Here is a 22,323-nt window from a genome sequence, read left to right as displayed (position 1 = left end):
AGTCCCATCAAGACTTCTCGCTGTCGACCGAACACCCGCACCACAGTGCCATCCATCCGCGACATGTCCTCTCGGCTGCGCACCGGCGCGACCACCGCGACCGAACTCGTCGAGCAGGCACTCGCACGGATCGAGGCGGTGAACACCGAGATCAACGCCTTCACATATGTGGACCGGGCCGGTGCGCTGCACCAGGCCGCCGGCCTCGACCGCGAACTACACCACCGAGGCGTACGGGGGCCCCTGCACGGGATTCCCATTGCCGTCAAAGACGTTATCGACGTCGCCACCATGCCGACCGAGTGCGGTTCGCGGCACATGGCCGGAAACATCGCCGCAGCGTCCGCGCCCATCGTGCAGCAGCTCGAGGAACTCGGCGCGGTCGTGCTCGGCAAAACCGTCACCCACGAATTCGCCTACGGGCCGACCGGAGACTGCTCGGCCGCCGGGCCCGCTCGCAATCCGTACGACCTCACGCGAATGGCGGGCGGCTCCAGCGGAGGCAGTGCCGCGGCGGTCGCCGCCGGGATCGTCGCCCTCGCCCTGGGAACCGACACAGGCGGATCATCCCGCATCCCGGCCGCGCTGTGCGGGACCACCGGTTTCAAACCGCGGTACGGACAGATCGGCACGGACGGCGTATTTCCCCTGGCACCGAGCCTGGACCATATCGGTTTCCTGCTCGCCGACCCCGCCGATCTCGAGCTCATCAGCCGGGAACTGGGACTGGAATCATCCGAAACCCCGGACGGGAACGGGCCGATCACCGTCGGTTGGCTCGACCCGTCCCAGTTCGGTCCCACTGACCCCGCTCTGGTCGAACGCTGCCGCACCGCACTGTCCCGGCTCGAGTCCGACGGGACGATCAGGCTCGAGGAGGCCCGGCTACCGCGGCCGCAACGATTGCAGGCCATATTCGAGGTGATCCAGAGCTTCGAAGTGGCCGCTGTGCACGAGACCATGGTGCGAGACCATATCGACCTGTATCAACCCGATACGGTCGACCGTCTACTGCGTGCCCGACAGGTGACCTCGAACGATTACGCGGCCGCCCGCGCGGAACTCCCAGCCGCCACAGCGGAGGTACTCGAACTGTTCACGGGGTCGGATGTACTGGCCACGACCACCACACCGATGACTGCTCCCCCACTGGGGCAACGACTTTCGACTGTGGCCACCGAGCCGATAGCCACCAAGAATGCGCTGCTGTCGATGACCAGTATCTGGAATCTGGTCGGCACGCCTGCCCTCAGCGTGCCGGTAGGCCACATCCGCCAATTGCCGGTCGGTCTGCAACTCGTGGCGCACCGTTCCCTGCGACCGCTGATCGCACTGGGCACCGCCGTCACCTGCGCGACCCACGATCCGACCTGCTGAAGGCAATCGCGTGGCCGACACCGAATCAAGAGAGACCGGGTGGGCAAAGCCGCACCCGTATCCGAAAAGAGAGATGAGATCGTGAATATCTTGGCCCGAACAGCGGCGGTCGCCGTAATGGCTGCCGCCGCGACCACGGCGGCGACAGCAATCTCCTGCGCCGCACCCGCGGACTTCGATCCGACCCGCGATCACACAGTTGTCCAGGTTGATCGGCAGCAGGCCCCCGGGCCGGATACGACGGCCGGAGCCGCACTCTCGTCGGCCTCTGGAGTGAGCCAACCGGTGACACCGCAACAGCGGCAAGCGGCGATCGACCGAGCTGTCGGCGCGACTGCCGCGGCCTACGGTGGCGCCGCGGGCGGAGGACAGATGCTCGGCACTCTGCTCGGCGTGGGTATCGGCTGCTCCGTCGGCGCCGCGACAGCGGGAACGCTGACCCTGGTCGCCACGCTGGGGACGCTCACCCCGCTGGCAGTGGCAGGCGGTTGTGTCCTCGGTGGAGTCACTCTCGGAGGACTGGGCAGCGCGCTCGGCGGCGCCGTGACCGGCGTGCCGGCACTGCTGCAGACCGGCACGCAACAGTACAACCAACTGCGCGCCGACGGCGTCCTCTGACGCGATCCGAGCCCACGGATTTCACGCTGCCCCACCGACCCATCTCCGCTCGACGATTCCGAGGACGAACCATGAAAGACACGATCATCAAGTCGGGAGCTGTCACGGCACTGACCACGCTGGCACTGGCGGGCGTCGTCAGCACTGCCACCAACTCTGCCGCCACCCCCGCGGCCCGCCCGTCGCCGACCGGCGGCTCCGACACCGTATCCGTTCAGGTGGCACCCGGCGCCGCGTTCACCGGCACTCCATCGACCGACACGGCGACACTGCGTACCCCTGCGGGTGCGCTGTCGGTGCGGGACCGCCGGATCACCGTCGCCGGCAGCAGCGGGAGTCCCCTGTTCGGTGCGAGCGAGGCCGATCAGATCTCCTCCGGTCTCGATCGGCCCGACCTGGACAGCCGTACTGAGCGGAGTTCGACCACGCTCGTCGCCGACGTGGCGGCGCCTGCCGACGGCATCGCCGACCTCGCCGAAGCATGGCGTCGAGCCGGCCCCTACACCTCATTGGCCTCCGGCGTCGGCGCCACCGCGGGCGCACTGACCGGTATGGCGATCGGCTGCCCCGTGGGCGCTGTGACCGGCGGAACCTTGATGACCGTGGTCTCCGCCGGAACCCTGACGCTCCCGGCGGCAGCGGCAGGATGTTTGGCCGGCGCGGGTGTTTCGGCCGCCTTCGGTGGCATGGTCGGCGGTCTGGCGGCAGGACTACCTGTCGGGATCGCTGTCACGATGCAGAAACTCGGCGAAATCCAATCCGAACGAGCCGACCCCGCACCGCAGACCTCGGCCGCGCCCAACAGTTGGTCCCTCTGAGCTGATCCCTCTGAGCGAGACGTGGCCGCGTCGGAAACATCCAGAGATGTCATGGCAACCGTGCCGCTCAGCACCACGCCCGCAACGCCGTTCGTGATCAGCACTTCATGACGGCCTCAGGAGTTCGGGGCCGTCTGGGCGGGCTCGTAGGCGCCGCCGCGCTGCCGGTTGATGACGGCGAACCGGTTGGTGGCGTTGATGAGGGCGATGAAGGCCACCAGGACGGCGAGTTGGTCCGGGTCGTAGTACTCGGCGGCGCGCTCCCACGCCTGGTCGGTGACGCCGCCTGCGCCGTCGGCGATGCGGGTGCCCTGTTCGGTCAGTTCCAGTGCGGCGCGCTCGGCCTCGGTGAACACCGTGGTCTCTCGCCACGCGGCGATCAGGTTGACGCGGGTGGCGCTCTCTCCGGCGTGTGCGGCGTTCTTGGTGTGGACATCGGTGGCGTAGCTGTCGCCGTTGATCTGGCTGGCGCGGATCATCACCAGGTTCTGGGTCGCGGTCGGCAGGGTCGACTCGCCGATGAGCACCGGGGCGGCGGCCCCGTAGTGCCTCAGGGCCTTGGCGACGACCGGGCTGGCGAAGAGATTCAATCGGGTATCCATGGCGGCTTCCTTGTGGTTGTCGTTGATCGAAAGTTGAGCCCGGATCGAATGATCCTGGGCTGTCACCGGATTCGGCTGTCGGTCGGTTCGTCAGGCCGGGTAGCTGCCGGGCTGGTAGTCGCCGCCCTGCTGGCGCACGATCACGCCGAGCCGGTTGGCCGCGTTGATCTGCGCGACCAGGGCGACCAGCGCGGCGATCTGATCGTCGTCGTAGTGCTCGCGCACCTGTGCCCAGGTCTCGTCGGAGACACCGGGATTCGAATCCGCGATCCGGGTGCCCTCCTCGGCGAGCGCGAGGGCGGCCCGTTCGGCGGCGGTGTACACGGTGGACTCGCGCCAGGCCGCGACCAGGTTGACGCGCGTCGCCGGTTCACCGGCGTGTGCGAGGTCCTTGCTGTGCACGTCGGTGCAGTAGGCGCAGCCGTTGATCTGCGAGACGCGCAGCATCACCAGATCCTGGGTGGCCTTCGGCAGGGTGGATTGGGAGATCACCAGGCTGGCATTGCCGAAACGCTTGGCGAACTTGGCTCCGAGCTCATTGGTGAACAGGGCGAAGCGGGGTTCCATGATGTCGTCCTCAATATGTGGTGTTTGGTTGAACGACCACAAGATGCCGGGCTCCCCACTCGTCGTGACAGCCCGGAGCTGTGACTCATCCCACTGATCTTGGGTGTCACAAACCGGACGTGACCGGCATCGTGTGCGTATCAGTGTCGAGCGAACAGACAGGGACCACTGCCGATGAGCACATCCACCGATGACGCCACCGCGGCGTTCGTGACCCACCGCAACCTGCTGTTCACCGTCGCCTACGAAATGCTCGGCTCGGCCGCCGATGCCGAGGACGTGCTGCAGGAGACCTGGATGAAATGGGTGGGCGTCGACCTCGCCACCGTGCAGGATCCACGTGCGTATCTGGTGCGGATCACCACCCGTCAAGCGCTCATGCGGCTGCGCGCGCTCGGCCGCCGCAAGGAGTCCTACGTGGGCCCGTGGCTACCCGAGCCACTGCTGACCGTCCCCGACGTGGCCGAGGATGTGGAACTGGCCGAGCACGTGTCGATGGCGATGCTGCTGGTCCTCGAGACCCTCGCACCCACCGAGCGCGCGGTCTTCGTGCTGCGCGAGGTATTCGACCTGGGGTACGACGAAATCGCCGACGCCGTCGGTAAAACCCCGGCTGCGGTCCGTCAAATCGCCCACCGCGCAAGGGCCCACGTCGCCGCGCGCCGACCCCGCGGGGTGGTCTCTCCGGCCGAGACCCGAGACGTGATCGAGTCGTTCCAGCGCGCGATCGAAACCGGCGATGTGCAGGGCCTGCTCGATCGGCTTGCACCCGACATCGTCTTCCTGGGCGACGGTGGTGGCATCAAACAGGCGGCGTTGCAACCCATTACCGGCGCTGACCTGGTTGGCGAGCTGCTTGCGAACAGCCTGCCCAGACTCGGCCGCGAGATGACGGCCGAACCGGCACAGATCAACGGCTACCCGGCCCTGATCCTCCGCCTCGCCGGGGAGATCGATACGGTCCTCGCGGTACGTATCGACAACGGCCTGATCACCGGGCTCTACTCCGTACGCAATCCCGAAAAGCTCTCACGCATGGAGGCAGAGACCTCGCTGCGCCGCTGACGCCGGTCCGGGCATCGAACGTTTCCAGGCTCATCCCCGCCATGATCGGAAGAGGGTGTCGCGCACTCGCAGCGGCCGGTATCCGGTGGGGCCGAGCCGGGCGAGTTCGGCGTCGCGAACGACCTCGAGCGCGCCGAAGAAGTTGATGTTCTCGCTGTGCGCCGGGGAGATGTGGCCCAGCACGTCGTCATCGATACGGCGACCTTGACGGCAGATCTGCTCGATCGCGAGCTCGAAATACCCTGTCGTCCAGACGATCACCATATTCGCGGGGAAGGCAGGGCGCCAGGCTCGTTCGGTCTCGGCTTCCAGCAGCAACCACTCACCAGCACTCCGTCCGGCGACAACCACACCACCGGCAGCGAAACAACGCATCAGGTGTGGAGCTGTGCCGCGACGTGATGCACAGGCCGATCACTCAGATACGACAGCGACCCCCAGGGCATCTGCCATGCCGATCATCAGAGAGCCGGGGGACTCCGGTCGTCACAACCCCATGCGCATCGGCGGGGGTTTTGGCCGGTTCACCTCGGCCTCTGTCATATCTACTGAGCGGTAACGGGTCTCGGCCGGATTCGGCCTGCGAACGTCGCAACCTGTGGATATGATGTAAGGGTTTGGCCGCGTCGAAATTTGCTGCGGTCGAGCAACTTTCACGTACCGGACGGTTCGTTCGGGGATGTGGAAGCTCAGCGTATGCCGACCGGGCCAGACGAGCAGGAGTCCAGGTATGTCAAGACCGTCACCCGGGGCGACGCAGAGAGCCTCCTCATCGTGTCCTCCATCGGCGTGACCGATCGCCGCTGCCTGCCTGCACACGGTCGCGCCGCGTCGGCAACGACGGCGCCTCCGAGTGGGTTCTCGAAAATTGTCCCCCAGGATATCCAAGGAGCGTTTCCACGTGAATTCGCCGCAGCAGACTCAAAGTCTCTCGGACGGAACTTCGAAGGTAGACCATCATGTAGTCAATGAACGAGTCGCGATTTACACCGAAGATTTCGCAAGGCAGCCGCACGCATACTACGACTACATGCGTCAAAAGTACGGAACATTGGCGCCGATCTGGATTGACGAGGATGTTCCGGCAACACTGGTCATAGACTATGAGACGGCGAAGAAGATTCAGTACGACTCCAGTCATTTCCGGTCGGACCCGAGGGCGTGGCAACAGAATCTCACCGATAGATTTCCTGGCAGAAGGTTCGACTTCTTGCCGATGGTGGAGTGGCGCCCGAACGCATTGCGCAGCAATGGAGACAGTCCCGAACATCAGCGCTATCGCGCCGCGACCAATTTCGCGCTCGACGGGATCGACCAGTTCGCCCTGATCAATCGAGTGGAGGAAGACGCACACGATCTCATCAATTCGTTCTGCGTCGATGGAGCATCGAGGGAAAAACCGCTCGATCTGATCAAAAACTACATCGACCCGTTGTCATTTCGAATATTGAACATGATGCACGGATCCAATGACGTCATCATGGCGCAGATCGCCAAGGCCAGCGCCGATTTGTTCGAGGGGCAGGATACAGCCGAGACCAACGCACAGTTCGGTAAGGCGTTCGGTGATCTGATCACCCTCAAACGTGAAGAACTCAGTTATCAGCACGCCAACCAACTGCCGCTCAACGAGGACATCGTCAGTCGGTTCATCCGACACCCCAGCGAACTTTCCGACGAAGAGATAGCCCATCAGCTGGTCACCTGCCTCTCAGCGGGTACTCAGCTGATCTCCGACCTCGCCTCCAGTGCGATGGTGCTATTGCTGCGCCCCACCGAGAGTGGTCTCCCGCTGTCCAACCAAGCCGCCGTGAACGCGGTTCGCGTGAACGACCCGCCGCTGGCCAACTATCTGATCACCTACCCCACCAACCCGATCAACCTCGACGGGGTATGGCTGCCCGCGAACGAGCCGATACTCATCAGCATGGCGGCATGCATGAGCGATCCGCAGCATAGGCGCAGCGATCAGCAACACGCCCATGGCGACCTCCTCACCGTCGGCTGGAATATCAGTGGCGGCATCGGACCGCACCAATGTCCCGGGGCCGCACAGAATGCGTCCAACAGGATTGTCGATGGCATTCTCAGCTACATTTTCGACATTGTGCCGGAAATAGAGCTTGCGGTACCCCCCGAGTACTTGGAGTATCGGCAGGGACCGTTTGCCCGAGGCCTCAAAGCATTGCCTGTCACTTTCCCTCCGACTCCCGCTGCACCCTTGAACCGTTGAACCACTGAAATTAGCCCAGGGCCCGGCTGGTAGGAGAATTCATGCGATGACGAATGTTGGATAGCAGAACGCCGAGGCGGCACAATCTTGCTGCCTCGGCCAAAGAACAGCCCTCGCACCAGAGGTAGCTCCGCGCCACGAGCGCTATTTCTGGGCGCGAGAAAAGGCGTTACCAGAGTGGGTGCTCGATATGACGACAACTGATCTACCTCTGCCCTATCCGGCCAATCCGGTCGATAATCCTCTTACCGAGTCGACGCTCGGATCCGAAGACTCACCGACAACCGCTGCACTGCGCCGAGCGATCTACGGTGACCATGGGCTTCTACACAGATGGGTGAGCAGCATCGTGGCCGGCCTCGGCGATGTTCCTCGATCCGGCCTGACTTATTCCGAAGAAACTCTCATCGCACCCAGGCTGCTTCCGGTGGTCATTTCGCGGCTGGGCCGTCCCGCCCGCGAGATCGCTGCCGACCATCAGCTGCGAGGCGCCTTGTGCGACAGTGCACAGGTGTCGGCGACGCGGCTGCTCCTGATACTGACCGGCCACTTCTCGCTGTGCATCAGCGCGATACTCAGGCTCGGAAATGGGAGCGGGTATCAGCAGGACATCCTCGACGAGCTGGACACCGCGCGAGCTGTCGGACTGCTCTGCTTGACCGAACTGGGCGGAACGAATGGCGCCGACCATGTGACCGAGGCCCATTGGGACCCGGACACCGACGGCTACTGGATCACCGGCGACGGGACCGCGTCTCAATATTTCATGCCCAATGCCGCCTCGGTGGTGCCCAAGGTCGCGGTGGTCACCGCGCGCCTGATGATCGACGGCGAGGACGAGGGGGTCCTGCCGTTCCTCGTCCGTTTACGCGGTAAGCCGCGGCTGGGCCGGCGCGTCCTCGTGCGGCTGCTGCACATCGTGGCGCCGAGATCTCGGGCTCTGCAGAATCTGCGTACATCCGCCGGCATGGCAAAGGGGGTCGATGTTGCCGCGCTGCCGGACAAGTCGTCGGCGCCGATGGATCACGGAATCTACCGATTCGACCGCGTGTGGGTTCCGCGTGATGCGCTACTCGGCGGCGACTGGGCGCGGATGGACCCCGACGGGAGCTTTGTCTGCGATGTACCGAAGCGCCAGCGGTTCCATCGTGCGATAAGTGTCCTGAGCGATGGACGGTTGGACCTGGCCAACGCTGCGATTGCCTCGGCACGGGCGGCGCTGGCGGGCATGGCGAACTACGCGTGGCAGCGAAAGCCCGGACGGGTGGTGATGGCCGATCGCGATAACGTACAGCTGGACCAGGTCTCGGGCCTCGCGGCGGCCTACGCCACCAGCGTGCTCGGGCGCCGGATCCGAGACATGCGCGCCACGACCAGCGCGGATGACCGCAGCGTGGCCGTATGGTCGATGCTCGCCAAGCCGCTCCTCAGCAATACGGCATTGCGGATCGTGATCAGCTGCCAGCAACGGGTCGGAGCCCAGGGAGCGCTTCGCAGTAACCTGTTTCCGGACTGGATCGGCAACATCCAGGCCATCATCACTGCCGAGGGCGAAAACCGGATCCTGCAGATCAAGGCAGGCACGCCCGCCATCGAAGAGCTGCGACTGCCAGGCACCCCCGAACAGCTGCCGTGGTACATCGAGATGTTGATGGATCGCGAGAGCCGGATCGCGGAAAGCATTCGCCACGGCGACTTCGACCGGGCCAGCGCCGCGCTGGGTCCCGAATCGATGGCTGTCGAGATGGCCGAGGCGACGAGCCAACGGCTGGCCGCTACAGCTCTGTTTCTGGAGTCCGTTGCCAGTTCGGATCCGGCCGCTGCGCGGCTGACGGAGTCCGCGGCTGCGGCATATGCGCTGGGATGTATTCACGCAGCTGCGGTTTGGTTCGTCGATCACCCCCGGCTGCCGCAGGTGGCAGTCGCCCTCCGCGAGCACCGCGGCGTTCTGATCGACAACCTCGAGATAATGCTCGACGCCTTCGAGCTGCCCGATCTGTCACATGCTCCCGTCTTTTCCGAGAATTACCTTGAAAAGTACGAGGATTGGACAGGTTGGGCTGGTTCGTTCCCGGCAACATAACAAGGACGGGCCCGCCAGGCTCTGGCCGGCAGCATTCGAAATTCGATCCGTGCAGCCACGGTGCTCGTGGCTGCACGGATCGCGCATTCATACTGCCGAGGTCCGACACGAGCACATATGCCGGCACATCGGTGGTCGCGCTATGCCACCGCCGGTGTCGGGGCATCGGTCGCGCCGATGGGCCCGGCCGTCGGCGGGACGGGCGCGGTGATTCCCACGATCGTCCCGACCGCCGCCCCGAGTGCGCCGCCGAGCGCGGCAGCGGGACCCGCGACAACCGCGACACCGACGGCCGCGCCGAGCAGTGGGCCGACCACCACACCGGTCGGCAGGAACGGCAGGCCGACGACGAATCCGGCTGCGGCGCCGAGCATTCCGGCGGGAATCGCGAGTGGTGCGGACACCGCCGCCCCGATCCCGGCCCCGATGGCCGCGCCGACGCCCGCATCGACGACGGTCGCGGCGCACCGGTCGGGATCGGCGGGGACCTGTGCACAGAACGCCTCGACCGGATGCTGGTCCACGGCCGGTGGCGCATCCACGGCCTCCGCGGGGGGCGCGGTCACGGCTTCGGCGGATGGCACGTCGACCGGCTCGGCCGGGGCCGGGCCGTCCTCGGCGGGCGAATTCCGTGGAACGGCAACCCCATCGGCGGGCGGCGCCGGCAGTGGCAGCGGGAACGGGAGCAGCCCTTGCACATCGCGCGCGATCGATTGCCAATCCAATGCCGGCGAGGGCATGACGGGCGACTGCGGGGCATCGGCCGGGGAAAGAACAATGTCGGCTGGGGATGCGGTGGCCACTCCAGCTCCCAGAAAGACCGCGATTGGCAACATGCCCGCAATCAGCATGGAACGTGACATCCGCCGATGACCAGCATCCGGCATTTCACACCTCCTGAGCGATTGTCTCTCTGTGATCCCCGACCTCTAGCAGGTTTTCTTATGTTACGGATGAGGTAGTTTAAACACCCACTACGGCCGGTCAGTAGAGAACTGCCGAATCCGTATACGACCGAGAAGAGCGAATTCACCTCTCGGCACGTCCGAATCCAGCCATCCTGCACGGTCGAATTCGAATATCGGGCAAATAGGTAGCCATGCTCCAGCGGAGCGCGACACGCGCCGCTGTCACGAGATCTCGGACCACCATCCGGCTATGCTTGCCAGTCGTTAGCGATATGGGTCTGTTCACGCGAGTTCGCCGCCGCTGATATACATCCGATTCGAAGCAGGATCAGATATGCGACCTTCCGCCGTCCCCATCACCATCGGTGCGATCTCGGCCGTCTTGGCCGCCACGGCCTTCTGGGCAGGTGGCGCCGAGCAGAGCCGAGCTGAGCCACCGGCCGGACCGCCTCCCCCGCCGCCTGCCGCCGAGGCAACCGGCGCCGGGATGCATCTGACGGTCTCGGTGGGCAACGTGAAGGTGGATCCACCGGGCGATCGGACGCCGAACTTTCTCATGACGTTCGCGCATGCCGCCCAGTTGTCCGGGGACTACGCGGTGAATGTGGACGGCGCTCCGGTGACATCCGGCCAGTCCGTCGCGGGTTTCATCCTCGGCTGCGCTGTCAGTGTGGCCGGTGGGGTCACCGTGGGCATCGAACCCGGGCAGGGAGTGGAAGCCAGCATTTCTCCCGACTTCACCCCGCCCAGCGTGGCGGCGGCCGCTCCGGCCGCGCCTGCGGCAGCACCGAGTACCAGTACCACCCCCTCGCCCCCTTCGACCCCCTCCAGCCCCTCGGTCAGCCCGCCGTCCCTGAGCCTCGGGCCCAGCGTGGGCGGCAATCTCGACCTGACCGAGGTTCTGACCGCCACCTTGGGACCGGGCCAGGTCACCACCGCGACGACGGCAACGGTGGACCTGAGCGACAAGACGACGTTCCCCTATCACCTGATCTTCAACAACGCCGCGTTGAACGTATCCCAATGCGCGTCACCGGTATCGGCCGTCCCGTTCGTCACCGCCACGGTGAGCAGTGCCCAGGGCATGCTGCAAACCACCGCTTACGGCGCCCAGTTCACCTTCTGATGATCGCGCCCGTCCGGCCGAAGTACGACCGCTCGAACCGCAATTCGGGTCCCCGCCCCGGGCGAACACGTGAACACCCACCCCGCGATATTCGTCGCGCCGGACCGTATTCAGCGGATCGCTGACCACCGGAGGATATGTCGCGGCGCCTCGATTCCCGGCCAACGCCGTCGTCGCGTCACGGTGACGGCACTTTCGATCCGCTCACACCGGCGACCACGGCCGAGCCGAGTCCATTTCGGTCACCACCGGATTCGGTGATCGCGTCCGCCGCCGGCCGATGCGCGTCGGCGGCGCGGGTGGAGTAGTCGAGGAGGCGTTCGCGTTGTCCGGGGGGGGTAGGTGTCGATGTTCGCGACGATGTCGTTCGGCTTCCAGCCCGCCATTCACCCCACGGCGGCTCGATGGAGCGAGACTACGCGGCGCGGCGGCCGGGGCAGTGGACGGCGTACGAATGCCGGGCGATAGCGTGCTGTTCGCCCTCGGCTCGGCGCCGGGCAGCGAACAGCAAGCGATCCGGGCAACCGCATCGCCGTCGAGAGGAGTCCCGTTGCCGACCGGCGCAGCACCCGAACCGTCGAGCTACTTCGTCCGCGTGGACGAACACGCCTTCGAGCCCACCGTGCACGTCGGCGGCGCCTGGAGTGCCGACGAACAACATTTCAGTCCACTGGGCGGGCTGATCGTCCATGAGATCGAGCGGTCACGGACCGGGCGTCCGCCGATGATCGCGGGCCGCATCTGCTTCGACATCCTCGGCCGGATCGCGTTCGACCGATTCGAGATCCACGTCGAGACCATCCGTCCGGGGCGGACGATCGAATTGGTGCAGGCGAACGTCGTGATCGGCGGGCGGGCCGTCGTGACGGCGCGGGTGTGGTATCTGACCGTCCAGGACACCGGCACCGTCGCCGGGAATTCGTTCCGGTCCACAGCCGCGCCCGGCACACTGCAGCCGTGGCCGCTGACCTCGGTGTGGCCCGGCGGGTACATCGCCTCGCTGGAGACACGTCCGGTCGGCACGCCGACTCCCGGACGCACCACAGCGTGGGTCCGCTCCCCGATCGACCTCGTCGCCGATGAACAGGCGGGTGCGACGGCTTCCTTTGTGGCACTGGTGGATACCGCCAACGGCATCGCGGTGCGGCAACCGCCGACGGAGTGGATGTTCCCCAATCTCGACCTCACCATCCACCTGTTCCGCGAGCCCACCGGTCGATGGACCGGCCTCGACACCTCGGTTGCCTTCGGCGCGACCGGTCAGGGGCTGACCAGTACCGTGCTGCACGACGTCGACGGCCCCGTCGGACGAGCCGAGCAGATTCTCACCGTCCGGCCGCAACCACCCGTCGCCTGACACACAGGGCCATCGATCACGGACGGTGTCACCCTCCGCCGGCGACAGCGAGCAACGGCACCACGATGCCGACCGCGGTGTCGACCAGCCGATCGCGTTCGATCATCAGATTGCCGTCCGCCCACTCCAGATAGACCGCGGTCAATGCTCCCGCCAGCGCGGTGCCGACGGTCGCCAGCGCAGCGTCACTGCTGGTGAACAGCGCCCCGGCACCCTCGCCGAGAATCGGGGCCAGCGCCCGGATCACCGCGGGGGTGCGACGGGTGATGTGCCGGCGCAGAGTGTCGTCGGCGAGAGGTTCCCGGAGCAGCACCCGGGCCCGGCGGGGATCCTCCTCGAAGAAATCGGCACAGGACTCCAGTGCGGCCCGGATGGCCGCCTGCGGGTCTCCGGCGTTCGTGATCGTCGAAAGACGTTCTCGCAGAGCCCCTTCCACGCGGTCGTAGACGGCGGTGACCAATACCTCGCGATTGTCGAAACTCTCGTAGAAGTAGCGCGGGCTCAGATTCGCCTGCCGCGTCACCGCACGCATGGTGACCGCACCGGCGCCGGCGGTACCCAGCAGGTCGAATGCGCAGTCGAGCAGCTGGTCGCGCCGTTCGCCGGAGCGATCCTGGAGGGTCTGGCCGCGCCAGAGTTTGGGTGCGGAGGTCACCACGTCATCCTCCCATCCGGTCCGGGCACCTCATTGACATCGCTCGATTCTACATGAATCATATGATTCACCTTGCGGTGCAGACCACCCCCATCTCGCGGTCCGCACCCCATCGACCAGGTGAAAGGCATCATCATGTTCAGCGAGGAACAGTTCCAGCAGGCCTTGCGGCAGCCCCGGTTGTCGAAGCCGGTACCGGAATTCCTGAACTCCAACCGTGCCGTGCCGATCCGCGCGATTCCGGAGGCGGAACTGCAGGCCACCACCCTGGAGTGGTTCGGTGAGTTCGAACGGAAGCTCGAGGCGTACAGCAAGCTCGGCGTCGATCTGAGCTGGGTGATGACCTGGGCGAAGAAGTACTGGTGGAGTTTCCTGGTCCGGGACATGAGCCTCAATCACGAGCTCTACACCCCCGATGTCCGCTACACCGATGTGACCACCTTCGGCCGCACCATCGTCGGCATCGACGAGTTCGTGAAGTACAACTTCGCCTTCTTCGACGCGATCCCGGACTGGCGTTACGACCCGCTGCCCGATCAGGTCTATCTCGACGTGACGCCGGAAGGCAACGTACGCACCGTCATCCGCTACATCGGCAGCGGTCACTGGACCGGCCCGCTGCGACTCTATCCCTATGACGATTCGGCGCCGGTCATCCACGGCAACGGACGCTTCATCCAGTGCCCGGCCGTCGACCGCTACCACTTCAGCGCCGACGGACTCATGGAGGAAGGCGAAACTCTCTACGACTTCCTCGACGCCACCCAGCGCGGCGGTGTCCTCCCCCGGGACGACAGCTGGCAGTTCCGCGCACTCATGGCCGCCTCGAAACTGCCGGCACTGCTGTCTCGATTCGGGAACATCCGGTAGTCACACAGGCCGGTCGCATCGCGTTCTCAGCGCCGTCACAGCAGTCCTTCCGCACAGTGGCGGTATGACCGACGAGAAGTGGCCGACCCGGCCCACAGGTGAGGCATGAACAGCGCATTCGATGGTTCGGGTATCGACGGTTCGCTGTTCGTCACGATCACCGGCTTCGCGCGGGACACACCCTGGCTCAACACCGCCGCGCAGTGGTCGACCGACGCCGTGCTCGTGGTATTCGCGGCCCTTGTCGTCCTGGCCTGGTGGCGCGCCCGACGCGCGGATGTCGCCACCATGGCCGCCGCGCTCACCGCTCCGCTCGCGGTCGCGATCGGATTCGGCGCCGTGGAGGTGGTGAAGAATCTCGTCGCCGAGGCGCGTCCCTGCGTTTCGATGCCGCACACCTACATCATCGACACCTGTCCGGTCACCACCGATTACGCGTTTCCCAGCGGCCACACCGCTTTCGCCGCAGCGACGGTCGGGGCGCTGTGGGTGGTCGAGCGCCGACTCGCGTGGGTCGCGGCCCTGCTCACAGTGGTGGAAGGGTTCAGCCGCGTCTACGTCGGCGCGCACTATCCGCATGATGTCGTGGGCGCACTGGTGATCGCCGGTCCCGTCGCACTGTTGTGCGCTCTTTCCGGGAGACGCCTGCTGCCCGCCGCGGTGGCGCGTCTGCGCTGGGGATTCACCACCGCGTTCGTCGGTCCGGGGCCTGCGGCAGGCGAGGTTCCTCCGAAATCGGTGGTCGATACGCACGGCGAGTGGTCCACCACGTCGGCGGAGAGCGACTGTACTGGACGGAATTCTTTATAGCCCAGGACAATTCATGTGGAACGATCCAGTCGAGATGACGATTGGAGGCCGATGATGCCCATCGAGCACGAAGCCAAGGTTCTCGATATCGACCCCGAGACCACCGAACGCACCATTCTGGACAAGGGAGGCCGGAAGCTCGGCGAACGATTCATGCGCCGCTACGTCTACGACATCGCTCCCGGCGACAAATCCAAGTGGATCCGCCTGCGAGACAATGGAAACAGCGTCACACTCGCGGTCAAGCAGATCACCGGCGACGCCATCGACGGAACTCATGAAGTGGAAGTGACCGTCGACGACTTCGGTGCCACCAACGAACTTCTCGGAATACTGGGCTTCACGCCGAAGTCCTACCAGGAAACCGAGCGCGCCAGCTTCACTCTCGACGGCGCACAGCTCGAAATCGACAACTGGCCGCTGATTCCGCCGTACCTGGAGATCGAAGCACCGACGACAGCGGAGGTCATCCGGGTCGCCGAGCTGCTCGGCTACACCGAATCCGAGCTCACCGGAGAAAACACGATCAAGATCTACGCCCGCCACGGGATCGATCTCGACACCGTTGCCGAACTTCGCTTCCGAGAGCCCCGGGGCACGCGGTAGGCCGTGGCGCCGGCGGGGCTCACGTCATCGGGGGATCTCCGCCGGGCCGGCCGCACACCCGCGCCGAACGCAACGGCGGCGGCCCGTAACGCGTCCGTGTCGATGTGACCGAGACGTCATGCATGCGACTCACCAGCGGTGATCGTATTCCGTGCGACGTCGCGATTCCCAGGGAACTCGCAGCCGAGGCTCCGGTCGAGCGTGATCCGCGGCGATACGATCGACCCACACCGCGGTGACCGGGCTGCGTCGCCCGATCGTCCCGATTCGCCGAGGAGTGTGATGGACGAAATCAACGGTCTTCCCGCGCACGTACTGCTCGTACATTTCGTGGTCGTCCTCGTCCCCCTGACCGCCGTACTCGAGATCGTGTGCGCACTGTGGCCCGCCGCACGACGCGGCGCACTGCTGTGGCTGACCCTGATCCTCGCGGCGATCACCATGGCCCTGACACCGATCACCATCGATGCCGGCGAGTGGCTCTACGACCTGCGCAAGAATCCGTCGCCGACGCTGCGCGAACACGCCGACCGTGGCGGCACGATGCTGTACTTCGCCATCGCGCTGCTCGTGGTCGCCGTACTCCTGACGGCCTTGCGACTCGCCGAACAACGCCGCCCGAACCCCGCCACCCTCGCCCGGGTGGCCGTCGCGATACTCGCCGTCGTCGTCGGCATCGCATCGATCATCCAGATCTATCGCGTCGGTGATGCGGGCGCACATTCGGTGTGGGGCAACGAGATCACACATCTGAGGAAGAGCGGATAACACTCGCGCCCAGAGGTCGAATCTCGTCGTGCCGAAACAGGCCGTGCTCCCCCGCCGCGCTCACTCCCGTCCCGGCGACGGCCGGACCCGGCACGTCATCGGTCTCGTCGTGGTACCCGATGACCCCGCGCCGAACCCGGCCGAGGAGCCCGGCGCCGATTAGTCTGACGCCATGAGCTCCAGCGCGTTCGGACCGGGTGACGTCGTCATATTTCCGCGCGGCCCGTTCAGCGGCATCTGCGGAGTCGTACGCGAGGTCGATCTGCGCCGGGCCACGCTGCGCCTGGAATTCAGCGAAGGAGTGGTACACCGCGAAGGGAATGTGCTGCGCGAGCGCCGCCACGCCATGACCGTCGCCTTCGACGAGGTCGAGCTCATGTGAAACCGGCCGCGCCCGGGAACGCCCATGGTCATGATGACCGAACGCCACCGATCGGCGCACGAGAGACGGAGGCCGTCGTGCCGAACGAAAAGCAATCGAGGTACCGAGAACTGGCGGATCGCATCCGCACCGGCAAGGGCGCCGTCTCGGCGGAGCTGCGCGATCGCACCTTCCGCAATGCCGACCTTCCACCAGCCCTGCGCCCCTTGATCGACAAGGTCGTCAGCCGGCCCGCCGAGATCACCGACGCGGACTTCGCCACGGCCGGCGCCGCCGGTTTCGACGAGGATCAGCTGTTCGAGCTGGTGACAGCCGCCGCTGTCGGGCACTCGTCACGCATGTACGAGTCGGGACTCGCGGCCTTGGCCGAGGCCACCGGCGGGAAGGCGGACGGCTGATGCGTCCCGGAATCCTGAACCACGGTTACCGCCCCGGCACCAAGATCCTGTTCCGGATCATCCGCCTGCTCACCGGGCAGCAGCTGCCCGACGCCGCGAAACTGACCTTCTACCGGCCCGATTTCTATGGCTCCCACGCCAAGAAGTTCACCCATGAGGCGATGCGCGGTCCATCGGAGTGGTCGGTCGCGGATCGAGAACTCATGGCAGCCTACGTATCCCAGGTCAACCAGTGTGCCTTCTGCATCGGCGCGCACACCGCGACGGCTCGTATGGCCTACGCCGACGATGCGAAAGTCTCCGCGGCACTGAGTGATCCGGATTCCGCACCGATCCCGGACGGCCTGCGAGCCACGCTACATCTACTGGGCAGGCTCACCAGGGGCGCCGCGGTGACCGCCGACGACATGCGCGCGGTACTGGCCACGGGCGTCTCCCCGGCCGGCATCGAGGACGCGCTGGCGGTCTGCGCCGCCTTCGACATCACCAATCGTCTCGCCGACGCCTTCGACTTCGAACTGCTCAGCCCGGCGGGATTCGATTCGGGCGCAAAGTATCTGATCGAACGCGGCTACCGCTGAGCCGAGTCGCCCACTCCGGGAGCCACGCGGCCACCGATCACCCCTTGCCGCGCGCAATCGCCAAGAGTACTGTCCAGACAGTTGTCCAAGGCGAGGTGCGTGAGCTATGAGCGAAAAATCCGTCGGAGCGTCCGGACGCGGCAGCGCGACCGAGGCCGACTACGTCGTCGTCGGCGCGGGCAGCGCCGGCGCGATCGTCGCCGGCCGGCTGGCGGAATCCGGGGCGAGCGTGATCCTGCTGGAGGCCGGGCGCAGGGACAACACCCGGCTGGTCACCATGCCGGGATCGATCGCGATGGTGCACACGGTGCCGCAGCTGAAGAAGCGCGTCACCTGGAAGCAGTACTCCACCCCGCAGAAGCACGCGCACGATCGCAGGATTCCGATGACCCGGGGCAAGGTGCTGGGCGGATCCAGTTCGGTCAACGGCATGCTGTTCGTGCGGGGCAACAAGGCCAACTTCGATTCCTGGGCCGCCGAGGGCTGTGCGGGCTGGAGCTACGACGAGGTGCTGCCGGCCTACAAGCGGCTCGAGAACTGGGAGGACGGGGCCGGCGAACTGCGCGGGGCCGGCGGGCCGATCGAGGTCACCCGGCAGCAGCACCTGACCCCCATCGCCCGGCAGTTCACGCAGGCCGCCACCGAGACGCTCGGGGTGCCGGAGATCGCGGACTACAACGGTGAATCCCAGGAAGGCATCAGCACCTTCCAGCAGAGTGTGCGTAACGGGCTGCGCTACAGCTCTTCCCGCGGCTATCTCACCAACCGACCGAATAAGAATCTGACGGTGGTGACCGACACGCACGTCGCGCGCGTCGTCGTCACCGGCGGCCGGGCCACCGGCGTGGAGGTGATCGGCAGGCAGGGCCGGTACCAGATCCGCGCAGGCAAGGAAGTGATCGTTTCCGGCGGCGTCGTGGGGTCGCCGCAGATTCTGATGCTGTCCGGAATCGGCCCGGCCGCGAAGTTGCGTGAACTCGGTATCGAGGTGCACGCGGATCTGCCGGTCGGACAGAACCTGCACGACCACCTGTTCGTGCCGATGACGTTCATCTCCAAGAACGCCGTACACCGCAGCACGCCCACACATTTCGCCCCGGCCGTCCTGCGCGAGCTGTATCGGCCGGGCAGCAGCTGGTTCGGACGGACCATGTTCGAGATGGTCGGATTCGTGAAAACCTCCTTCGCCCACGATGTTCCGGACATGCAGATCCACACCCTGCCATGGGGATATCCGACGCCGAATCAGGACGAGGACACACTGCACACCGTGGACCGCCGCGCGGCGCTGACCATCTTCCCCACCCTGATCTATCCCAAGAGTCGCGGTGAGCTGACCCTGGCCTCGGCGGATCCGCTGGATTCCCCGCTCATCGACCCCGGCTATCTCACCGATCCCGCCGACACCGAATTCCTCATCGAGGGTATGCGGATGATCCGGGAGATCATGGCGCACAAGGCCATCGCGGGTGATGTGGTCGAGGAGCTCGCTCCCGGTCCGGACTACTTCGACGAGACGGCACTGCGCCGGGAGCTGCCGACCCGGGTGCATTCGGTGTATCACCCGGTCGGCACCTGCCGGATGGGAGTCGACGAACGCGCGGTGGTGGACCCGCAGCTGCGGGTCCGCGGTATCGAGGGCCTGCGGGTGGCCGATGCCTCGATCATGCCCAGCGTCACCGGCGGCAACACCAACGCGCCCTCGTACATGATCGGCGAACGGTGCGCCGAATTCATCACCGCCGGTTAGCTGTTGACACTCCAGCGAGCTCCCGCGTCGTCGCGACGGCGCACCAGCTCCGAGCCCGGAGTGAGCCGGGCGCCGAACGCCTCCCACAGCGAACCGTCGCAGACACGCTCCACGGTGAAACGATGCTTGCCGTAGCAGGCGCGCGACAGCACCGACAGCCGGGACTTGCCGATCAGTCGGTAGAGCTGCCCGCCGATTCGCACCGTCGAGTTCATGTACGCCCCTCTCGTCGCTGTCTGTTGTCCGACAGCGGCAAGAATCGCAAGATGCGCCTGAATGGCTCCTGAAGTGAGCTGAAGTCCTTTTCAGGAGCCGGTCGAAACCCCGGGTGTGCCGTCGCGCCGGACGGCGCAGTATGCTGCCCGCGCAGCTGGTTCGCCATGATCACGGTGCCGGGAGCCCCCGCTCGGTCATCGGCGTCGAAGCCACACGCGGCACACGGTGTGCCGACGTGGGGTGAAGAGGGAACCCGGTGGAATTCCGGGACTGTCCCGCAGCGGTGAGCAGGAACGAACGCCGTCACGAGCACTGGATGCGCGCATCCGGGAAGCGACGGTCAGTAGGTCGGCCCGATTCTGGTCCGGTGCCCGCGAGTCCGAAGACCTGCCCGTTGTGCCGGATGCGCCGCATCCGGCGGTCGCCGCCTCGTGGATCGGGCGCGTCACCTGCCGTTCGCACCGGTGTCCCCGGAGCGAGGTGGATCGGGGTGTGCTCAGTAGGGCGGTGGCTGTCCCTTGCCAGCCGACGGAGTTCATCATGGTCGCTTCCACTGCCCGTACCTCTTCGCTCGACAACCTGTCGCTTGTCGAGCTCGATCCGGAGCTGGCTGCCGCGATGGCGGGCGAGCTCGCCCGTGAGCGCGACACCCTCGAGATGATCGCGTCGGAGAATTTCGTGCCGCGCGCGGTGCTGCAGGCGCAGGGCAGTGTGCTGACCAACAAGTACGCCGAAGGGTATCCGGGTCGCCGCTATTACGGTGGTTGCGAGCATGTCGATGTGGTCGAGGATCTGGCGCGTAATCGGGTCAAGGAGTTGTTCGGCGCCGAATTCGCCAACGTGCAACCGCATTCGGGTGCGCAGGCCAACGCCGCGGTACTCATGTCGCTGATGAACCCGGGTGAGAAGCTCCTCGGTCTCGACCTCGCCCATGGTGGTCACCTCACCCACGGCATGCGCCTGAACTTCTCCGGCAAACTCTACGAGGTCCATTCGTACGGCGTTTCCGAACAGGACCATCGCATCGATATGGATCAGGTGCGCAAACAGGCCCACGAGGTACAACCCAAGGTGATCGTGGCCGGCTGGTCGGCCTATCCCCGGCACCAGGACTTCGCGGCCTTCCGCGAGATCGCCGACGAGATCGACGCTTACCTGTGGGTCGACATGGCGCACTTCGCCGGTCTGGTCGCCGCCGGGCTGCACCCCTCACCCGTCCCGCACGCCGACATCGTCTCCTCGACCGTGCACAAGACTCTCGGTGGTCCCCGCTCGGGTCTGATCCTGGCCAAGCAGGAGTTCGGCAAGAAGCTCAACAGCGCGGTGTTCCCGGGGCAGCAGGGCGGTCCGCTGATGCATGTGATCGCCGCGAAGGCCGCCGCGTTCAAGATCGCCGGCACCGAGGAATTCCGTGACCGGCAGGAGCGCACGCTGCGCGGTGCGAAGATCCTGGCCGAGCGGCTCACCGCCGCCGACGTCCGCGATCGCGGAATCACCGTGCTCACCGGCGGAACGGATGTGCACCTGGTGCTGGTCGACCTGCGTAACTCCGTTCTGGATGGTCAGCAGGGTGAGGATCTGTTGCACGAGGTCGGAATCACGGTGAACCGCAACGCCGTTCCGTTCGACCCGCGCCCGCCGATGGTCACCTCCGGCCTGCGTATCGGCACCGCCGCACTGGCCACCCGCGGCTTCGGCGACACCGAGTTCACCGAGGTGTCCGACATCATCGCCACCGCCCTGGCCGGCAACGCCGACCTCGACGCACTGCGCGCACGGGTCTCCAAACTGGCTCTGGACCTCCCGCTCTACGAGGGCCTCGAGGACTGGAAACTGCTCGGCTGATCGGCCGCCGACTCGCGCTGCCGCAACCAGCCGACGAGCGACTCCCCCGCATCGAGCACATGCCGTTCGGCGAGGGCTCGGGCTTGTTCGGCATCGTGGGCGGCGAGGGTGTCGAGCAGTTGGGTGTGCTCGTGCAGGGCGTGCTGTTCGTGGTCCGGGAACATGCGCAGGAAATTCGACGGCACCACCCGCGACGCCAGCTTGATCTGGGCCAGTAACCGAGGCGAGTGCGCGGCGCGGTGGATCTCCTGGTGGAAGTGCCAGTTGGCCTCCCCGATGCGATCGTCGCCGGACAGGCGTTCGACATCGGCCGCGAGGGTGCGCAGGTTCTCCAACTCCTCGGCCGTGGCACGTTGCGCCGCCCACGCCGCGGCCTGACCGGTGAGCACACCGAGCAGGGTGAAACTGTCGCTGATATCGGCGGCGCCGATCCCGAGCACGGTGATCCCGCTGCGCGGCGCGACCCGCACGAGCCCCTCGAACGACAACTCCAGCAACGCTTCTCGCACCGGGGTGCGACTGGTCGCGAACTCCTCGGTGATGGCGTCGAGATCGATCCGCGCCCCGGCCGGCAGCACTCCGGTGAGGATGCGGTCGCGTAGTTCACGCGCGGCCCGCTCACGCACGGTTCCCGAGATATCCACACCCGCCATGGTCAGGGAGCCTAGCAGCGCGGCAATACCAAGTT

The 22,323-nt window shown here is 65.9% G+C and carries 23 protein-coding genes, 1 pseudogene and 1 riboswitch; of the genes and pseudogenes, 17 read left to right on the top strand and 7 right to left on the bottom strand.

What is annotated here, in order from left to right; all coding sequences use genetic code 11:
- Positions 1–63: 63 nt before the first annotated feature.
- The 3 genes from AB0L57_RS19750 to AB0L57_RS19740 all read left to right on the top strand — a co-directional run bounded on the left by AB0L57_RS19750 (position 64) and on the right by AB0L57_RS19740 (position 2,813).
- A complete protein-coding gene (locus tag AB0L57_RS19750; RefSeq protein ID WP_364963958.1) occupies positions 64–1,377 on the top strand; it encodes an amidase in 1,314 nt (437 codons plus the stop codon).
- A gap of 285 nt (positions 1,378–1,662) precedes the next feature.
- Positions 1,663–1,995, top strand: a complete 333-nt coding sequence (locus tag AB0L57_RS19745) for a hypothetical protein (RefSeq protein WP_364963956.1) — start codon at positions 1,663–1,665, stop codon at positions 1,993–1,995.
- A gap of 71 nt (positions 1,996–2,066) precedes the next feature.
- Entirely contained in the window at positions 2,067–2,813 is a 747-nt protein-coding gene (locus AB0L57_RS19740) for a hypothetical protein (protein WP_364963953.1), read from the top strand.
- A gap of 116 nt (positions 2,814–2,929) precedes the next feature.
- Here the strand turns inward: AB0L57_RS19740 and AB0L57_RS19735 are convergent, their stop codons facing one another.
- The gene (locus AB0L57_RS19735; RefSeq protein WP_364963951.1) at positions 2,930–3,415 is read right to left on the bottom strand and encodes a carboxymuconolactone decarboxylase family protein; all 486 of its coding nucleotides are present in this window, start codon (positions 3,413–3,415) and stop codon (positions 2,930–2,932) included.
- A gap of 90 nt (positions 3,416–3,505) precedes the next feature.
- Positions 3,506–3,982, bottom strand: coding sequence for a carboxymuconolactone decarboxylase family protein (locus tag AB0L57_RS19730; RefSeq protein WP_364963948.1), 477 nt, complete (start codon positions 3,980–3,982; stop codon positions 3,506–3,508).
- A 174-nt stretch (positions 3,983–4,156) separates the two neighbouring features.
- Here AB0L57_RS19730 and AB0L57_RS19725 point away from each other — a divergent pair, with 174 nt between their 5' ends.
- A complete protein-coding gene (locus AB0L57_RS19725) occupies positions 4,157–5,047 on the top strand; it encodes an RNA polymerase sigma-70 factor (RefSeq protein WP_364963946.1) in 891 nt (296 codons plus the stop codon).
- Between the two features lie 30 nt (positions 5,048–5,077).
- On the opposite strand, the pseudogene AB0L57_RS19720 reads toward AB0L57_RS19725, so the two are convergent.
- Positions 5,078–5,359: pseudogene (locus tag AB0L57_RS19720) on the bottom strand (Tn3 family transposase); the annotation flags it as partial.
- Between the two features lie 589 nt (positions 5,360–5,948).
- On the opposite strand from AB0L57_RS19720, the gene AB0L57_RS19715 reads away from it, so the two are divergent.
- Positions 5,949–7,280: a cytochrome P450 gene (locus AB0L57_RS19715; RefSeq protein WP_364963944.1), complete on the top strand. Its 1,332-nt coding sequence runs from the start codon at positions 5,949–5,951 to the stop codon at positions 7,278–7,280.
- Positions 7,281–7,470: 190 nt separating this feature from the next.
- Positions 7,471–9,363, top strand: a complete 1,893-nt coding sequence (locus AB0L57_RS19710; RefSeq protein WP_364963941.1) for an acyl-CoA dehydrogenase family protein — start codon at positions 7,471–7,473, stop codon at positions 9,361–9,363.
- A gap of 140 nt (positions 9,364–9,503) precedes the next feature.
- Here the strand turns inward: AB0L57_RS19710 and AB0L57_RS19705 are convergent, their stop codons facing one another.
- Complete coding sequence (locus AB0L57_RS19705; RefSeq protein WP_364963939.1) at positions 9,504–10,103, bottom strand: hypothetical protein; 600 nt, start codon at positions 10,101–10,103, stop codon at positions 9,504–9,506.
- A 502-nt stretch (positions 10,104–10,605) separates the two neighbouring features.
- On the opposite strand from AB0L57_RS19705, the gene AB0L57_RS19700 reads away from it, so the two are divergent.
- Together AB0L57_RS19700 and AB0L57_RS19695 are read left to right on the top strand one after the other, a co-directional pair.
- Positions 10,606–11,397 (top strand): MspA family porin, encoded by a 792-nt coding sequence (locus AB0L57_RS19700; RefSeq protein ID WP_364963936.1) that lies wholly within the window; start codon positions 10,606–10,608, stop codon positions 11,395–11,397.
- 550 nt (positions 11,398–11,947) lie between these two features.
- A complete protein-coding gene (locus AB0L57_RS19695; RefSeq protein ID WP_364963934.1) occupies positions 11,948–12,754 on the top strand; it encodes a thioesterase family protein in 807 nt (268 codons plus the stop codon).
- 28 nt (positions 12,755–12,782) lie between these two features.
- Here the strand turns inward: AB0L57_RS19695 and AB0L57_RS19690 are convergent, their stop codons facing one another.
- On the bottom strand, positions 12,783–13,409 hold the full coding sequence (locus tag AB0L57_RS19690; RefSeq protein WP_364963931.1) for a TetR family transcriptional regulator: 627 nt from the start codon (positions 13,407–13,409) through the stop codon (positions 12,783–12,785).
- A gap of 135 nt (positions 13,410–13,544) precedes the next feature.
- Here AB0L57_RS19690 and AB0L57_RS19685 point away from each other — a divergent pair, with 135 nt between their 5' ends.
- The 8 genes from AB0L57_RS19685 (at position 13,545) to AB0L57_RS19650 (ending at position 19,574) form a co-directional block, all read left to right on the top strand.
- Entirely contained in the window at positions 13,545–14,279 is a 735-nt protein-coding gene (locus AB0L57_RS19685; RefSeq protein ID WP_364963928.1) for a nuclear transport factor 2 family protein, read from the top strand.
- A 105-nt stretch (positions 14,280–14,384) separates the two neighbouring features.
- Positions 14,385–15,089, top strand: a complete 705-nt coding sequence (locus AB0L57_RS19680) for a phosphatase PAP2 family protein (protein WP_364963925.1) — start codon at positions 14,385–14,387, stop codon at positions 15,087–15,089.
- A 54-nt stretch (positions 15,090–15,143) separates the two neighbouring features.
- Positions 15,144–15,695 carry a CYTH domain-containing protein gene (locus tag AB0L57_RS19675; RefSeq protein ID WP_364963922.1) on the top strand — a complete coding sequence of 184 codons (552 nt, stop codon included), beginning with the start codon at positions 15,144–15,146 and terminating at the stop codon, positions 15,693–15,695.
- Positions 15,696–15,977: 282 nt separating this feature from the next.
- Positions 15,978–16,463, top strand: coding sequence for a DUF2231 domain-containing protein (locus AB0L57_RS19670; RefSeq protein ID WP_364963919.1), 486 nt, complete (start codon positions 15,978–15,980; stop codon positions 16,461–16,463).
- 172 nt (positions 16,464–16,635) lie between these two features.
- A complete protein-coding gene (locus AB0L57_RS19665; protein ID WP_364963917.1) occupies positions 16,636–16,845 on the top strand; it encodes a hypothetical protein in 210 nt (69 codons plus the stop codon).
- Between the two features lie 77 nt (positions 16,846–16,922).
- Positions 16,923–17,243: a hypothetical protein gene (locus tag AB0L57_RS19660; RefSeq protein WP_364963914.1), complete on the top strand. Its 321-nt coding sequence runs from the start codon at positions 16,923–16,925 to the stop codon at positions 17,241–17,243.
- Complete coding sequence (locus tag AB0L57_RS19655; protein ID WP_364963911.1) at positions 17,243–17,824, top strand: carboxymuconolactone decarboxylase family protein; 582 nt, start codon at positions 17,243–17,245, stop codon at positions 17,822–17,824. Before AB0L57_RS19660 ends, AB0L57_RS19655 begins: the two co-directional genes overlap by 1 nt.
- 106 nt (positions 17,825–17,930) lie before the next feature.
- The gene (locus AB0L57_RS19650; RefSeq protein WP_364963907.1) at positions 17,931–19,574 is read left to right on the top strand and encodes a GMC family oxidoreductase N-terminal domain-containing protein; all 1,644 of its coding nucleotides are present in this window, start codon (positions 17,931–17,933) and stop codon (positions 19,572–19,574) included.
- Here AB0L57_RS19650 and AB0L57_RS19645 read toward each other — a convergent pair.
- A complete protein-coding gene (locus AB0L57_RS19645; RefSeq protein ID WP_364963904.1) occupies positions 19,571–19,789 on the bottom strand; it encodes a hypothetical protein in 219 nt (72 codons plus the stop codon). The two genes, AB0L57_RS19650 and AB0L57_RS19645, sit on opposite strands and share 4 nt — an antisense overlap.
- A 208-nt stretch (positions 19,790–19,997) precedes the next feature.
- Positions 19,998–20,200: riboswitch (cobalamin riboswitch) on the top strand.
- A gap of 130 nt (positions 20,201–20,330) precedes the next feature.
- On the opposite strand from AB0L57_RS19645, the gene glyA reads away from it, so the two are divergent.
- On the top strand, positions 20,331–21,635 hold the full coding sequence (gene glyA / locus AB0L57_RS19640) for a serine hydroxymethyltransferase (protein WP_364963900.1): 1,305 nt from the start codon (positions 20,331–20,333) through the stop codon (positions 21,633–21,635).
- Here glyA and AB0L57_RS19635 read toward each other — a convergent pair.
- Positions 21,599–22,288 (bottom strand): GntR family transcriptional regulator, encoded by a 690-nt coding sequence (locus tag AB0L57_RS19635; protein WP_364963896.1) that lies wholly within the window; start codon positions 22,286–22,288, stop codon positions 21,599–21,601. The genes glyA and AB0L57_RS19635 overlap by 37 nt on opposite strands.
- Positions 22,289–22,323 lie beyond the last annotated feature (35 nt).

This window comes from Nocardia sp. NPDC052254 (assembly GCF_040679495.1).
In the GTDB taxonomy this organism is placed as follows: domain Bacteria; phylum Actinomycetota; class Actinomycetes; order Mycobacteriales; family Mycobacteriaceae; genus Nocardia.
Note: the sequence above shows the minus strand (reverse complement) of the source record. Positions and strands in the feature narration are given on the sequence as shown.